Origin of the sequence: Pseudomonas salmasensis (assembly GCF_014268375.2) — a bacterium.
Classification (GTDB): Bacteria; Pseudomonadota; Gammaproteobacteria; order Pseudomonadales; family Pseudomonadaceae; genus Aquipseudomonas; species Aquipseudomonas salmasensis.
Genome location: NZ_CP077083.1, coordinates 3206073 through 3220910, shown reverse-complemented (window position 1 = coordinate 3220910; position 14838 = coordinate 3206073). Strand labels below are relative to the sequence as shown.

Genomic DNA, 14838 nt, shown 5'->3' with positions numbered 1-14838 from the left:
ACATCTGCAGGATCCGGCGTTTTGCATTTTTTTCACACACCATCCGGATAATTCCCTGCTCTTGCGCGCGGATCCTTGAATCCTGTGCTATCCCCTACAGCTGACTTTCCGGAAAAGCGCTCAATGGTCGTGCCTCTGCCCACTTCGAAAACCTCGCTCCGCTCACGCTTGTCCATGCGGTGGTATTCCTGGGTATTTCTGGCCGGTGCCATTTTGTATGGCGTCGCCTGGGCCATGCACTGGGACGATCGCGGCCTGCTATGGGTGCTGGAGCGTTTCGAGAGTTCGGCTGAGCGCCGCGAAAGTGTGTGGCTACCGGACTATCACGCGGTGATCGACGCCAAGTTGTTGCCCGGTATGGAGAAGGATGAGGCTTCGGACCTGTCCTACAACCCCCAGACCAAAACCCTGTTTTCGGTGATGGGCAAGAACCCCTTCCTGGTCGAACTGAGCCTGCAAGGCGATGTGTTGCGCAAAATGCCGCTCAACGGCTGGAACAATCCGGAAGGCGTGGCGGTGATGGAAAACGGCTTGATGGCCGTGGTCGATGAGCGCGATCACAGCCTCACCGTGGTCAAGGTGGACGCCGGCACCACCGCGCTGAACAAGGCCGACTTCCCCAGCCATGACCTGGGCCCGTCCAAAGACCAGAACAAAGCCTTTGAAGCCGTCACCTGGGACAAGCGCAACCAGCAGCTCGTGCTGGGCGAAGAGCGCCCGCCGGCATTGTTCACCTGGAAAAGCGATGGCAACACGCTGATCGGCGACAAGCAGAAACTGGCCAGCACCGAACTGGATGTGCGCAACCTCTCGGCTTTGTCCATCGACCCACGTACCGGGCATCTGCTGGTCATGTCGGCCGATTCCCACCTGCTGCTGGAGCTGGATGAAACCGGCGAACAGGTCAGCTTCATGACCTTGCTCGGCGGCTTCAACGGCCTCAAGGACACGATCCCGCGTGCCGAAGGCGTGACCATGGACGAGAACGGTACGCTGTACATTGTCAGTGAGCCAAACCTGTTCTATCGTTTTGAGAAGCAGAAATAACTGACGAATTACGTCAGACTTTTCTTTATAAACGGCATTCGCCAGACAGCCCGGTGCGTTTAAGTTTAAATTCAGGTGACCTTGATATCTATTCGCCAGTTTTTTCTCTGAGCCCGCCCCGATGCGTCGACTTGCCCGCCCCAAACCTGCTGTTTTTATCCTGCTGTTGCTCGCCCTGGTTGCTGCCGGGCTGGTTGCACAGCAGTTCCGTCTGTTCGAACGCGCCTGGTTCAACTGGCAGGTGTGGTACCAGCCTGCCGATGAGCGTGCCATCGGCCTGGCGGACTACCGCGTCACCCTCGAAGGCCAAGTGATCGAAGGGCTCGACGACGATGTCTCGGCCCTGACCTACGACCCCGTACGCAAAAGCCTGTTTACCGTCACCAATAAAAACGCCGAGCTGGTCGAGCTGTCCCTGGAGGGCAAGATCCTGCGGCGTATTCCCCTGGTGGGCTTTGGCGATGCCGAGGCGGTGGAATTTATCAGCGACAACATCTACGTCATCAGCGATGAGCGCCAGCAGCGCTTGATCAAGGTGCATGTGGATGACGACACCACGTTCCTCGACGCCGCCGATGCGGAGCAAATGACCCTGGGCGTGCACGTCGGCGGCAACAAGGGCTTTGAAGGGTTGGCCTACGATTCGGTGGGCAAGCGCCTGTTCGTGGCCAAGGAGCGCGACCCCATGCTGATCTACGAGGTGCATGGGTTTCCCCATTTCAAGCCGGAAAAAACCTACTCGGTGCACGTAATCAACAACCCCAAGCGCGATGCGGGGCTGTTTGTGCGCGACCTGTCGAGCCTGCAATACGACGAGCGCAGCGGCCATCTGTTGGCGCTGTCGGATGAGTCGTTCCTGGTCTTGGAGCTGGATATCGATGGTCGCCCTCTAAGCAGTTTGTCGTTGCTTAAAGGGCGCCATGGCCTGAGCAAGCGCGTGCCCCAGGCCGAAGGGATCGCCATGGATGACGACGGCACGCTGTACATGGTCAGCGAGCCCAACCTGTTTTACGTGTTCAAGAAGCCTTGATCAGAACATCCATTGCACGCCCAGCGAATAACCGGTCTGGCTGCCTTCGGCATGCCCCAGGCGGCCATTGACCTCGGCAAACACCCCCAACTCTGGGGTGATCGCCAGTTGGCTGCCCAGTTGTGCGCGAGCAAAGCTCTTGTCCACTGAGCCCAGCCTGGCGGTGCGGGCCTGGCCATCGGCGCGTGCGGTGAGTTGCAGGTCGTCCAGGCGGCCGTCGGCCAATTCCTTGACCCAGGCGATGTCGCCGTAGGGCATCAGGTTCATCCCATAGGGCAGGGCAACAGCGCCGCGCACGCGCCAGCCGAGGCTGGCTTCCAGGGAGTCGAAAGACTGCTCTTCGTATTTCAGGGCCGTGCGCAGGTTCTGCTTTTCGTGGAACTTGTCGATGCGGTAATGGCTGTAGTCCAGGCCGGCGAACGGCCCGCTCTTGATCGCGCCAAAGTCAAAATCATAGCCACCCAGCACCCGTGCGCCCAGCGTCAGGGCATCGGTGTCGCCGGTCAGTTGCTGGTTGAGCAGGATCGGCCCGCCATTGGCCTGGATGACCAGGTTGCGCTTGGAATCGAAGCGCGTGTGGCCCACGCTCAGGTCCCCGGCCAGCCAGCTTGGCCCGCCATCGTTGAGCAGCGCATAGACGGCTGCCTGCCAGGTGTCGCTGTCGAGCTTGCCGCGATGCTCCAGCTTGTCGCGCCCATTGAGGTAGCTGAGGCTGGCGCCGATATTCAGGCTTGAAGTCAGTTGGTAGTCGCCGAGGGCATGCAGGCCCAGGCGCCGGGCTTCGGGGTTGGGGGCGCTGTCGAAGCCGCTGTCCGGGTTGTATTCACCATCCACACCGATCTCGCCATCAAAGCTGCCCACCTCGCGGCTGGCCGCTTGCAGGGTCAGCCAGCGGCGATCATGCAGGCGCACCAGGGCCTGATGTTGGCGCTGCAGGTTGTCTTGCATATTGCGCGCAACCGCACCACCGGAAGCGGTCGAGGCCATCAGGTCGGCGTTGGTCAACTCCAGCACCAAGCGGCTGAGCAGGCGTGAATAGTCGCGCAGGCGCTGGTCGATGCGCGCCTGGCCGAATGCATCGGTCAGCACGGCTTTGTTGTCTTCGGTGGGGTCGTGCCAGGTCGAGCCACCGGGGATTTTCGGGTTGTCGGTCTGGGTGTAGCCATCCAGGTCGCCCAGTTCCCAGTTGGTGGCCTCTATATAAAGGATCGGGATATTCAGCGGTTCGAACGCTTCACCATCGCTGCAGCAGCCGGTGCCCTTCGGGTACTGCGGGTCGAGGCCGGGGTTGCTGAACAGCGGGATGTTCAACTCCTTGGCGATCTGGAGGGTGTGCTCGCGCAAGGAGGCCAAGGCCGGGTTGGCGGTGCTGTTCTGGCCGGCGTGGGCGTACATCATGTCGCCGGTGATCAGGCTGTCGAGGTTGATCATCGCAAGCATGTTGGCGCGCTGGCTGGCGCTGAGTGAGTCGACAAAGGCCCGCGAGCCACGCAGGCCTTCTTCTTCGGCGCCGAAGCCGACGATTTGCAGGCCATTTTCCAGTGACAGGCCGCCGAGGTTCTTTGCCACCTCAGTCAACACGCTGGCGCCGGAGCCGTTGTCATCCAGGCCTTGCAGGGTCGGGCGGCCGAAGTAAGTGTCGAAATGCGCGCCAATCACCACGTACTGGGGCTTGGTGCCAGCGGCAGAGGCCACCACGTTTTGCGAAGCCCGGCTGCCGTTGTTCCAGGTGAAGTCCTGGCGGCTGAGGCTATAGGCGTTGCCCATCTGGCTCTGCATCCAGTCGGCTGCCCCGGCAAAGTTGGCCGTGCCGCGATAACGGCCAGGGTAGTCGTTGATCAGTTTTTCCAGGGTGGTGTTGGCGTGCTGGCCGTAATCATAGGCCTGGGTATGCGTGGACAGCAGGGCGCCGGCAACGCTGATGGCGAGGGCTAGAGGCTTTATCACAAGGTCTTCCTTGAGGTGAGGGGGACGTTCAAGCCCAGACCCTTTGCACAATGCGCGCCTCATTCCATGGGCGGCTGCGAATTGGCGCATTGTTAAACGCGTGGGTCGCGTGGCTGTAATTTGTATCCGATTGGATACCAGGCGGGGCAGGGGATGCCGTGACAGAGCGCACGGTTTTGGCGAGGAGTGCTGCGAAAAGTAGCGTTTTTGTTAGATCGCTCTATAGCCGAGCGCTAACAAATGTGGGAGCTGGCAAGCCCTGATGTCAGTCAGTTAAGCGGTCGTTGCCTTCTGTAGGAGCGAGCTTGCTCGCGAAAAACGTCAACGATAACGCGTGCTTGCTGAATGAACGCGGCGCCTTTTAGTTTTTCGCGAGCAAGCTCGCTCCTACAAAAAAGCCTTAACTGACTGGTATCAGGGCTTGTTCGCTCCCACATTTGCTTGGTTTGTTCTTAAGCTTTGAGGGTTTTCACGCCTTCCGGGGTACCCAGCAACAACACATCCGCCGGGCGCGCCGCGAACAGGCCGTTGGTGACCACGCCCACAATGGCGTTGATCTGCGTCTCCAGCTCCACCGGGTTGGTGATCTGCATATTGAACACGTCGAGGATGATGTTGCCGTTGTCGGTCAACACACCTTCGCGGTACACCGGGTCGCCGCCCAGCTTCACCAGCTCGCGGGCCACGTGGCTGCGGGCCATGGGGATGACTTCCACTGGCAGTGGGAACGTGCCCAGCACGGGGACCAGCTTGCTCGCGTCGGCGATGCAGATGAAGGTCTTGGCCACGGCCGCGACAATCTTCTCGCGAGTCAGGGCCGCGCCGCCGCCTTTGATCAGGTTCAGGTGCTGGTCGCTTTCATCCGCGCCGTCGACGTAGAACTCCAGGTCGCTCACGGTGTTGAGCTCGTACACCGGGATGCCATGGCCCTTGAGGCGGGCAGCGGTGGCTTCGGAGCTGGCCACGGCGCCGTCGAACGCACCCTTGTGCTGGGCCAGTGCGTCGATAAAGCAGTTGGCGGTGGAACCGGTGCCGACACCGACGATGCTCTTGTCGTCGAGTTTAGGAAGGATTAAATCGACAGCGGCCTGGGCCACTGCCTGTTTGAGTTGATCCTGGGTCATGCGGGCTCCGGAACGGGCGGGGAATTAACGAGGGCGGCGAGTATAACCCAACAAAACCTCGGGATTCGTGTGGTCGCCCGGCCAAACGCTGGGTTAGACTCCTTGGCCCTGCCCAACCCGTGAAGTAGATGCCTGCCGATGCTTGAACACTACGTCAAAAAAATCCTCACCTCGCGCGTTTACGACATCGCCGTGGAAACCCCCTTGCAGACTGCCCGCCAGCTCTCCGAGCGGCTGGGTAACAAGATTTGGCTCAAGCGCGAAGACTTGCAGCCGGTGTTCTCGTTCAAGATTCGCGGCGCCTACAACAAGCTCACCCAGCTCAGCGCCGAAGAACGTGCGCGCGGCGTCGTCACCGCGTCGGCCGGCAACCATGCCCAGGGCCTGGCCCTGGCGGCCAAGGTGCTGGGGGTGAAAGCCACCATCGTGATGCCCAAGACCACCCCGGAGATCAAGGTCGAAGGCGTGCGCTCCCGTGGCGGCAAAGTGGTGCTGCACGGTGATTCCTTCCCGGAAGCCCTGGCCTACTCGCTCAAGCTGGTCGACGAAAAAGGCTACGTCTACATTCACCCCTACGATGATCCGCACACCATTGCCGGGCAGGGCACCGTGGCGATGGAAATCCTGCGCCAGCACCCAGGGCCGCTGGACGCGATTTTCGTACCGGTGGGCGGCGGCGGCCTGATCGCCGGGATTGCGGCGTATGTGAAATACCTGCGCCCGGAGATCAAGATCATCGGCGTCGAGCCGGACGACTCCAACTGCCTGCAAGCTGCCATGGCGGCGGGCAAGCGCGTGGTATTGCCCACCGTTGGCATCTTTGCCGACGGCGTGGCGGTGGCGCAGATCGGCCAGCACACCTTCGACATTTGCAAAGACTACGTGGATGAAGTGATCACCGTCAGCACCGATGAAATCTGTGCGGCGATCAAGGACATCTACGACGACACTCGCTCCATCACTGAGCCGGCCGGGGCTCTGGGCGTGGCGGGGATCAAAAAGTACGTCGAGACCCGTGGCGTCAGCGGCCAGGCCTTTGTCGCCATCGACTCGGGTGCCAACGTCAACTTCGACCGTTTGCGCCATGTGGCCGAGCGCGCCGAACTGGGTGAGGGCCGTGAAGCCATCATCGCGGTGACCATCCCCGAGCGGCCGGGCAGCTTCAAGGCCTTCTGCGAAGCGGTGGGCAAGCGCCAGATCACCGAATTCAATTACCGCTACCACTCCGGCAGCGAAGCGCACATTTTCGTCGGCGTGCAGACCCACCCGGAGAACGACCCGCGCAGCGCGTTGGTGGCCAGCCTGACCAGCCAGGGTTTCCCGGTGCTGGACCTCACCGAGAACGAACTGGCCAAGTTGCACATTCGCCATATGGTTGGCGGGCATGCGGCCAAAGTCAGCGACGAGTTGGTGTTTCGCTTCGAATTCCCGGAGCGGCCGGGGGCGTTGTTCAACTTCCTCCACAAGCTCGGCGGGCGCTGGAACATCTCGATGTTCCACTACCGCAATCACGGGGCGGCAGACGGTCGAGTGGTGGCGGGCTTGCAAGTACCGGCAGACGAGCGCCACCTGGTGCCTGCCGCGTTGGCGCAAATCGGTTACCCGTATTGGGATGAAAGCGAAAACCCGGCTTACCAGCTGTTCCTCGGTTGAGCGACTACGCTGACTGAGCGGCCTATAAGGAATAGAGACCATGGAAACGCTGACCACCCTCAAGGTGATCCACATCACCGCCACCGTATTGCTGCTGCTCAGCGGCCTGGGCCTGGCGGTATTGGCGTGGCGTAAACGCAGCGCTGGCCCGGCCGCGACCGTGCAACGCCCCTGGGTATTTGTATGGCTGCTGATGGGGATTTGCCTGGTGAGCATGCCGTTCACCGGTTGGTGGCTGGTGCACCTGCTCGGCTGGCCATTGGGGCAAACCTGGATATTGGGCTCCAGCATCCTCTACACCGTGGCGGCGCTGGCCTGGTTCTGGCTGGTGGCGCGGCTCAATCGGCTGCGCAAGGGCGAGGGCGGGAGCCTGAATTTCACCCTGGTGCTGGTGGTGGTCAGCCTGGTGGGGTTTGTGGCGATTGCAGGGCTTATGGGCGCCAAGCCTGTTTGATTCCCTGTAGGAGCGAGCTTGCTCGCGAAAAACTCAAGGGCGCCGCGTTCATTCAGGATGCGCGCGTCATCGTTGACGATTTTCGCGAGCAAGCTCGCTCCTACAGGTGAAGCCGGTCAGCTACGCAGCGTAATCACCGGCCAGCCACGCTTTTCAGCCTCCGCGCGCAAATTCGGATCCGGATCCACTGCCACCGGGTGCGTCACCTGCTCCAACAACGGCAAATCATTCATCGAGTCGCTGTAGAAGTAGCTGTCTTCCAGGCTATGCCCGGTTTCTTCCAACCAGCGGTTCAAACGCGTCACCTTGCCTTCACGAAAGCACGGCACATCGGTGCTGCGCCCGGTATAGCGGCCATCCACCATTTCGCATTCGGTGGCGATCAGGGTTTCGACGCCCAGGCGGGCGGCAATCGGCGCGGTGACGAAGCGGTTGGTGGCGGTGATGATCACCAGCTTGTCACCGGCGGCGCGGTGCTTGGCCAGCAGCTCGACGGCCTTGGGGAGCAGGATGGGCTCGATGCAGTCGCGCATATAGTCGTTGTGCCACTCGTCCAGCTGGGCCATTTCGGTGCGGCCGAGGATTTCCAGGCAGAAGTTCAAGTAGGCGGCGTTATCCAGCTGGCCGGCCAGGTAGTCCTGGTAGAACTCGTCGTTGCGGGCCTTGTAGGCCACTGCGTCGAGAATCCCGCGTTCACACAGGTAATCGCCCCAGGCGTGATCGCTGTCACCGCCCAGAAGGGTATTGTCCAAGTCGAATAAAGCCAGGCGCATTGCAGTTACTCGCTGAAAAGTCTGTAAAAAGGCGTCCAGAATACGGTCTTTTCACAAGAGTGCACATAAGGTAAGAAGCCTCGTTGCCGCTGGAACAACCTTTGTGGAACAATGCGGCGACATGCGTTTGCGAGGTTGTTGCCGTGATCGACCCCGATGGTTTCCGTCCTAATGTCGGCATTATTCTGACGAATGATGCCGGACAGGTGCTATGGGCTCGCCGAATCAACCAAGATGCCTGGCAGTTTCCTCAAGGTGGAATCAACCCCGACGAAACCCCTGAAGACGCCTTGTACCGTGAGTTGAACGAAGAAGTCGGCCTTGAGCGCGAAGATGTGCAAATTCTGGCCTGTACCCGTGGCTGGTTGCGCTATCGTTTGCCGCAACGCCTGGTGCGTACCCACAGCCAACCGCTGTGCATCGGCCAGAAGCAGAAATGGTTTCTTTTGCGCCTGATCTCCAACGAGCAGCGGGTGCGGATGGATTTGACCGGTAAACCGGAGTTCGATGGCTGGCGCTGGGTCAGCTATTGGTATCCGTTGGGCCAGGTGGTGACATTCAAGCGCGAGGTTTATCGTCGCGCTCTCAAAGAGCTTGCCCCGCGCCTTTTAGCGCGCGACTGACGACGGAGTTCGACCCCGAGCCATGCTCAATACGCTGCGCAAGATCGTCCAGGAAGTTAACTCCGCCAAGGATCTCAAGGCGGCGTTGGGGATTATTGTGTTGCGCGTCAAGGAAGCCATGGGCAGCCAGGTCTGCTCGGTTTACCTGCTGGACCCCGAGACCAACCGTTTTGTGCTGATGGCCACGGAGGGCTTGAACAAGCGCTCCATCGGCAAGGTCAGCATGGCGCCCAATGAAGGTCTGGTGGGCCTGGTGGGGACGCGTGAAGAACCCCTTAACCTCGAGAACGCGGCCGATCACCCGCGTTATCGCTACTTTGCCGAAACCGGTGAAGAGCGCTACGCCTCGTTCCTTGGCGCACCGATCATTCACCACCGCCGCGTTGTCGGCGTGTTGGTCATCCAGCAAAAAGAGCGTCGCCAGTTCGACGAAGGCGAAGAAGCCTTCCTGGTGACCATGAGCGCGCAACTGGCCGGGGTAATCGCCCACGCCGAAGCCACCGGCTCGATTCGCGGCCTGGGGCGCCAGGGCAAGGGTATCCAGGAAGCCAAGTTCGTCGGTGTACCGGGTTCGCCAGGCGCCGCGGTGGGTACCGCGGTGGTCATGCTGCCGCCTGCCGACCTCGATGTGGTGCCGGACAAGAGCGTCAGTGACATCGACGCCGAGATCAAACTGTTCAAGACCGCCCTCGAAGGCGTGCGCGCCGACATGCGCAACCTGTCGACCAAGCTGGCCACCCAGCTGCGCCCCGAAGAGCGTGCGCTGTTCGACGTGTACCAGATGATGCTCGACGACGCGTCCCTGGGTAACGAAGTCAAGACCGTGATCAAGACCGGCCAGTGGGCCCAGGGCGCGTTGCGCCAGGTGGTCACCGATCACGTCAACCGTTTCGAAATGATGGACGACGCCTACCTGCGCGAGCGGGCATCGGATGTGCGCGACCTGGGTCGTCGCCTGTTGGCGTACCTGCAGGAAGACCGCAGCACCAACATGGTCTTCCCCGATAACACCATTTTGGTCAGTGAAGAATTGACCGCCACCCAGCTTGGCGAAGTACCTGAAGGCAAGCTGGTGGGCCTGGTGTCGGTATTGGGTTCGGGTAACTCCCACGTGGCGATCCTGGCCCGGGCCATGGGCATCCCGACGGTGATGGGCCTGGTGGACCTGCCGTATTCCAAGGTCGATGGCATCGACATGATCGTCGACGGGCATCGCGGCGAAGTGTTCACCAACCCCAGCGACGTGCTGCGCAAGCAATACGCCGAGGTGGTGGAAGAAGAGAAGCAACTGGCCCAGGGCCTGGATTCGCTGCGCGAGCTGCCGTGTGTGACCCCCGATGGCCACCGCGTACCGCTGCTGGTCAACACCGGCCTGCTGGCGGATGTAGCCCGTGCGCAACAGCGCGGCGCCGAAGGGGTGGGGCTGTACCGCACCGAAGTGCCGTTCATGATCAACCAGCGTTTCCCGAGCGAGAAGGAGCAGCTGGCGATTTATCGCGAGCAACTGCAAGCCTTCCACCCGTTACCGGTGACGATGCGCAGCCTGGATATCGGCGGCGATAAGTCACTGTCCTATTTCCCCATCAAGGAAGACAACCCCTTCCTTGGCTGGCGCGGTATTCGCGTTACCCTCGACCATCCCGAAATCTTCCTCGTCCAGACCCGCGCCATGCTCAAGGCCAGCGAGGGCTTGAACAACCTGCGCATCCTGCTGCCGATGATCTCCGGCACCCATGAACTGGAAGAAGCCCTGCACCTGATCCACCGCGCGTGGGGCGAAGTGCGCGACGAAGGCGCCGATGTGCCGATGCCGCCGATTGGCGTGATGATCGAAATCCCGGCGGCGGTGTACCAGGCCAAGGAACTGGCGCGGCAGGTGGACTTCCTGTCGGTAGGCTCCAACGACCTGACCCAGTACCTGCTGGCCGTGGACCGTAACAACCCACGGGTGGCCGACCTTTACGACTACCTGCACCCGGCGGTGCTGCAAGCGCTGCAACATGTGGTGCGCGAAGCCCATGCCGAAGGCAAGCCGGTGAGTATCTGCGGCGAAATGGCCGGCGACCCGGCGGCGGCGGTGCTGTTGATGGCGATGGGTTTTGACAGCCTGTCGATGAACGCCACCAACTTGCCGAAAGTGAAGTGGATGCTGCGCCAGGTGGAGTTGAGCAGGGCCAAGGATTTGCTCGCCGAGTTGATGACCATCGACAACCCGCAAGTTATCCACAGCTCGCTGCAACTGGCGCTGAAGAACCTGGGATTGACCCGGATGATCAACCCGGCCTCGGCCAAAACCCTGTAGGAGCGAGCTTGCTCGCGAAGAACGTCAACGATAACGCGGGAAGCCTGAATTCCCGCGGCGTTCTCAGGTTTTTCGCGAGCAAGCTCGCTCCTACAGGTTGATGTCGACCTCACCCAGCCGCCCACCGTGCGGGCCAAAGCTACGCTCCAGCATCCGCCGTGTCCCATCGGCATTCACAATCAACGCCGTGCTCGCCCGTGTCCCATAACTGGGGCTGGCGATAAACACGCTCGACAGCAGGCTTTCGGTCGCCAGGCCTACGCCGGTGTCCGGCAGCTCAGCAAACGGCGCGGTCTGCGGATCGCTCAGAATTCCCAGCAATGCCTCAGGCTCGGGGTTTTCCAGCACTGCGCTGAACGCCGCCTTGGCCTTCACCAACTTCGGCCAGGGCGTATCCAGCCCGGCATTGGATAAGCCGTACACCCCAGCTTTCAGCAGCGTAGGCTCGGTGTCATTGGCGTTGTAGTGCCACAGCTCATCCCGCGTGCCCACCAGCAGGTTGAACCCGGCGTATTCAATCGAGCGTCCATTCACATCGGCCAAATAGTCGTCAATTGGCAGCGAACCACTGAGAAACCGTGCAACCAGTTCGCCGCGAGACTTGCGGGCCGGTGGCTGGTGCGGGTCGCGGATATTGGTCAAGGCGGCAAAGCGCCCATCTGCGTTCACCCCCAGCCAAGTGCCCCCGGCCTCCTGATCGCGACCGGCATAGACCTGGGGCGCATCCGCCCATTGGGCCAGCGGCAGGCTGGGGCGGGCGTAAAACTCATCGCGGTTGGCCGCGACGATCAGCGGCTGGGCATGGCCCGGTCGCCAGGCGAAAACAATCAGGCACATCGGGTGACCCCTTTTGTGTTTTTGCCACTCTACCCACAGACGCGCAGGTGTTCCATCGTCTCGAAGTTGGGCCGTGCACCTCTGATCCGTTAACATGCCGGGCTGTTTGGTGTGTATGTGAACTTCTTAATTTGATCTCGCAGCTGTAACGCAGGCTTAATCGCACATCGGCATGGTCCGGTGCGTCATGACTAAATGTTTTAACGAGGAGTCGCAATGCTGCCTTACCCGCAGATCGACCCGGTGGCCCTGGCCATCGGTCCGCTGAAAATCCATTGGTACGGGCTGATGTACCTGATCGGCATCGGCGGTGCCTGGCTGCTGGCTTCCCGGCGCCTGAACCGTTTCGACCCGACCTGGACCAAGGAGAAGCTCTCCGACATGGTGTTCTGGATGTCGATGGGCGTGATCGTCGGCGGGCGCCTGGGGTATGTGCTGTTCTACGACCTGTCTGCGTATCTCGCCAACCCGACCCTGATCTTCGAAGTGTGGAAGGGCGGCATGGCGTTCCACGGCGGGTTTATCGGCGTGATGATCGCCGCCTGGTGGTTTGGCCGGCGCAATGGCAAGTCGTTCTTCCAGCTGATGGACTTCGTCGCCCCCTTCGTGCCGATCGGCCTGGGTGCCGGGCGCATTGGTAACTTTATCAACGCCGAGCTGTGGGGCAAGCCGACCGACGTGCCGTGGGCGATGGTGTTCCCGCCGTTCAGCGACCCGGCGCAACTGCCGCGCCACCCGTCGCAGCTGTACCAGTTCGCGTTGGAAGGTGTGGCACTGTTCCTTATTCTCTACATCTTCTCGCGCAAGCCACGCCCAACCATGGCCGTGTCGGGCATGTTCGCGCTGTTCTACGGGATTTTCCGCTTTATCGTCGAATTCGTACGGGTACCGGACGCGCAGTTGGGTTACCTGGCATGGGGCTGGCTGACCATGGGGCAGGTGCTCAGCTTGCCAATGATCCTGGCGGGCCTGGGCATGCTGTGGTGGGCGTACAATCGCCCGCAGCCGCTGAAGAACGCCGCGCTTTAAATTCGAATGCCAAGACCAGGAGGTCTTGGCTTCAACGATACGGGTAAAAACATGAAGCAATATCTCGAACTGCTGCAGGACGTCGTGACCAATGGCCTGACCAAGGGCGACCGCACGGGCACCGGCACCAAGGCTGTGTTTGCGCGTCAGTATCGGCATAACCTGGCCGACGGCTTCCCGCTGCTGACGACCAAGAAGCTGCACTTCAAAAGCATCGCCAACGAACTGATCTGGATGTTGAGCGGCAACACCAACATCAAATGGCTCAACGAAAATGGCGTGAAGATCTGGGACGAATGGGCCACCGAAGACGGCGACCTGGGCCCGGTGTACGGCGAGCAGTGGACCGCCTGGCCGACCAAGGACGGCGGCACGATCAACCAGATCGACTACATGGTGCACACGCTCAAGACCAACCCCAACAGCCGGCGCATCCTGTTCCACGGCTGGAACGTCGAATACCTGCCGGACGAAACCCAGAGCCCGCAGGAAAACGCGCGTAACGGCAAGCAAGCCCTGCCACCGTGCCACTTGCTGTACCAAGCGTTCGTGCATGACGGCCATCTGTCGATGCAGTTGTATATCCGCAGCTCCGACGTGTTCCTTTTATCCCCCCTTAAAGAAACTGCACATTACGTAATGGTTGCGTAGAGCCAAATCCTTTCCGAGCGTTTTTAAAGTGACTAGTCAAATCTGCACATTCCGTATAGGGTGTGTGAAGGGCTTGGAGAGAGATGGAAATGAAGGTAGTAGCTGCTAGGGCTGAAGTCCTGGATCTTGGAGAGTCCCTGCTGAACGAGGTGAGCCTGACCACAGAGGGAGTGGTTCGTGTTACCGGCTGTGGCGTCTTCGATGATGATGAGCGTCTCTTGCCTCACGTCTCCTGTTTCCTTTCCGAGCGAGCGTCTACGGATGGCCTCTCCATCAAATCCGTAAAGACCTACGGCCATAACCTTGGCTACATCTATGACTTCCTGCAGTCGCGTCCTGAACTGCAATCCTGCAAGCTTGATGAAGCCTTCATCGACGCAGGCACGCATATTTATCGTGAGTACTTCCGATCTCTTATTGAAGAGAGTGACCTGGAAAGCGCCACAGCCCGGAACCGTGATGCCACCCTCATGTCATTCATGGCTAACTACCTCTGCGCATCAGTGGATGGGCGAGCTCCTTTGCGCCAGAGCAACCCATATGACCGAGGGATGTTCACTCCTTCCCCGAAGTCGAAACTCATCGAAGGCTGCAGTACCGAAGAGCTGATGGCGCTCATTGAGTCCACTCCCTACGAAAGGGAACGGTGCCTCGTGCAGTTCATTTTCGATGTGGGGCTGCGACGTTCCGAGGTTGAGTTTGTTAGCTTGAAGAACGTCCTTGATGCCCTGAAATTCAGCAAGGCTAAGTTCATCTCTCAGGACGAGGAGTTTCCTCTGCATGTCGATTACTGCCCCATTTGGATCAGCGGCAGTAAGGGGCGTGGCAACCAACGTAAGGCGCGATACAGCATTGTCAGTCGCGCCACGCTGGAGAGGGTCAAGCGTTACCACGATTCGTTGGTATACCGCACCCATTCCCGGAAATACGGCAAGCCTGAAGACACGCCTGCCTTTTTCAACACACACGGCGAGGCCTTCAGTGCCAGAGCCATCAGCAGTCTGTTTGAAAGGCTCTGTGAGCGCGCCTTAGCGGCCAACCGCATCGCCCGTCCCATCTCTCCTCACAAGCTCAGGCACGGTAACGCGTACGCAATCCTTTCAAGCCCAGACCTGGGCACGGATTACTTAGAGCGTCTAACCATCACCAGTAAAAGCCTGGGTCATGCTCATTTATCTACGACCGAGAAGTACAACCAAATCGCGATGGATCTCTATCGAAAATTACTCGATGACAACGCTATAACAGTGACTCGGGCGCAGGAAATGGAAGCGTTGATCGTAAAGACCTGGCTTCGAATACGCCCGTCCGATCGGAAGTGATCGAGTTGATGCGATCCACCTAGCTTTCACGACGCTCAAGGCTTGG

General features: G+C 60.2%; 12 protein-coding genes and 1 pseudogene. 9 read left to right on the top strand and 4 right to left on the bottom strand.

Annotated features, from left to right (window positions below; all coding sequences use genetic code 11):
* Positions 1-123 precede the first annotated feature (123 nt).
* Complete coding sequence (locus HU731_RS14485) at positions 124-1047, top strand: SdiA-regulated domain-containing protein (RefSeq protein ID WP_186607208.1); 924 nt, start codon at positions 124-126, stop codon at positions 1045-1047.
* Positions 1048-1168: 121 nt separating this feature from the next.
* Positions 1169-2077 (top strand): SdiA-regulated domain-containing protein, encoded by a 909-nt coding sequence (locus tag HU731_RS14480; RefSeq protein WP_034128981.1) that lies wholly within the window; start codon positions 1169-1171, stop codon positions 2075-2077.
* Here HU731_RS14480 and HU731_RS14475 read toward each other — a convergent pair whose 3' ends face one another.
* The gene (locus tag HU731_RS14475) at positions 2078-4024 is read right to left on the bottom strand and encodes an autotransporter domain-containing protein (RefSeq protein ID WP_186607209.1); all 1947 of its coding nucleotides are present in this window, start codon (positions 4022-4024) and stop codon (positions 2078-2080) included.
* Between the two features lie 452 nt (positions 4025-4476).
* A complete protein-coding gene (rpiA, locus tag HU731_RS14470) occupies positions 4477-5148 on the bottom strand; it encodes a ribose-5-phosphate isomerase RpiA (RefSeq protein ID WP_186607210.1) in 672 nt (223 codons plus the stop codon).
* Between the two features lie 138 nt (positions 5149-5286).
* Between rpiA and ilvA the strand changes: the two genes are divergently transcribed.
* Both ilvA and HU731_RS14460 read left to right on the top strand, forming a co-directional pair.
* Positions 5287-6801, top strand: a complete 1515-nt coding sequence (gene ilvA / locus HU731_RS14465; protein WP_186607211.1) for a threonine ammonia-lyase, biosynthetic — start codon at positions 5287-5289, stop codon at positions 6799-6801.
* Positions 6802-6841: 40 nt separating this feature from the next.
* Positions 6842-7255, top strand: a complete 414-nt coding sequence (locus HU731_RS14460) for a DUF2269 family protein (protein WP_186607212.1) — start codon at positions 6842-6844, stop codon at positions 7253-7255.
* A gap of 116 nt (positions 7256-7371) precedes the next feature.
* Here the strand turns inward: HU731_RS14460 and HU731_RS14455 are convergent, their stop codons facing one another.
* Positions 7372-8028, bottom strand: coding sequence for a histidinol-phosphatase (locus HU731_RS14455; RefSeq protein WP_186607213.1), 657 nt, complete (start codon positions 8026-8028; stop codon positions 7372-7374).
* A 143-nt stretch (positions 8029-8171) separates the two neighbouring features.
* Here HU731_RS14455 and HU731_RS14450 point away from each other — a divergent pair, with 143 nt between their 5' ends.
* Both HU731_RS14450 and ptsP read left to right on the top strand, forming a co-directional pair.
* Entirely contained in the window at positions 8172-8651 is a 480-nt protein-coding gene (locus HU731_RS14450) for an RNA pyrophosphohydrolase (protein ID WP_003176750.1), read from the top strand.
* Between the two features lie 22 nt (positions 8652-8673).
* Positions 8674-10953: a phosphoenolpyruvate--protein phosphotransferase gene (gene ptsP, locus HU731_RS14445; protein ID WP_078804005.1), complete on the top strand. Its 2280-nt coding sequence runs from the start codon at positions 8674-8676 to the stop codon at positions 10951-10953.
* Positions 10954-11043: 90 nt separating this feature from the next.
* On the opposite strand, the gene HU731_RS14440 is transcribed toward ptsP, so the two are convergent.
* Positions 11044-11790, bottom strand: coding sequence for an NRDE family protein (locus HU731_RS14440; RefSeq protein WP_186607214.1), 747 nt, complete (start codon positions 11788-11790; stop codon positions 11044-11046).
* A gap of 216 nt (positions 11791-12006) precedes the next feature.
* Here HU731_RS14440 and lgt point away from each other — a divergent pair, with 216 nt between their 5' ends.
* The 3 genes and pseudogenes from lgt to HU731_RS14425 all read left to right on the top strand — a co-directional run bounded on the left by lgt (position 12007) and on the right by HU731_RS14425 (position 14792).
* Complete coding sequence (gene lgt / locus HU731_RS14435; RefSeq protein WP_003195189.1) at positions 12007-12819, top strand: prolipoprotein diacylglyceryl transferase; 813 nt, start codon at positions 12007-12009, stop codon at positions 12817-12819.
* 51 nt (positions 12820-12870) lie between these two features.
* Positions 12871-13449: pseudogene (gene thyA, locus HU731_RS14430) on the top strand (thymidylate synthase); the annotation flags it as partial.
* Positions 13450-13553: 104 nt separating this feature from the next.
* Positions 13554-14792 carry a tyrosine-type recombinase/integrase gene (locus tag HU731_RS14425; protein WP_060548087.1) on the top strand — a complete coding sequence of 413 codons (1239 nt, stop codon included), beginning with the start codon at positions 13554-13556 and terminating at the stop codon, positions 14790-14792.
* Positions 14793-14838: the final 46 nt, after the last annotated feature.

Coding starts and splice junctions, on each gene's coding strand:
- HU731_RS14440 (WP_186607214.1), bottom strand. CDS start 11,790: ATGTGCCTGATTGTTTTCGCCTGGCGACCGGGCCATGCCCAGCCGCTG.
- HU731_RS14460 (WP_186607212.1), top strand. CDS start 6,842: ATGGAAACGCTGACCACCCTCAAGGTGATCCACATCACCGCCACCGTA.
- ilvA (WP_186607211.1), top strand. CDS start 5,287: ATGCTTGAACACTACGTCAAAAAAATCCTCACCTCGCGCGTTTACGAC.
- HU731_RS14425 (WP_060548087.1), top strand. CDS start 13,554: ATGGAAATGAAGGTAGTAGCTGCTAGGGCTGAAGTCCTGGATCTTGGA.
- rpiA (WP_186607210.1), bottom strand. CDS start 5,148: ATGACCCAGGATCAACTCAAACAGGCAGTGGCCCAGGCCGCTGTCGAT.
- lgt (WP_003195189.1), top strand. CDS start 12,007: ATGCTGCCTTACCCGCAGATCGACCCGGTGGCCCTGGCCATCGGTCCG.
- HU731_RS14455 (WP_186607213.1), bottom strand. CDS start 8,028: ATGCGCCTGGCTTTATTCGACTTGGACAATACCCTTCTGGGCGGTGAC.
- HU731_RS14480 (WP_034128981.1), top strand. CDS start 1,169: ATGCGTCGACTTGCCCGCCCCAAACCTGCTGTTTTTATCCTGCTGTTG.
- ptsP (WP_078804005.1), top strand. CDS start 8,674: ATGCTCAATACGCTGCGCAAGATCGTCCAGGAAGTTAACTCCGCCAAG.
- HU731_RS14485 (WP_186607208.1), top strand. CDS start 124: ATGGTCGTGCCTCTGCCCACTTCGAAAACCTCGCTCCGCTCACGCTTG.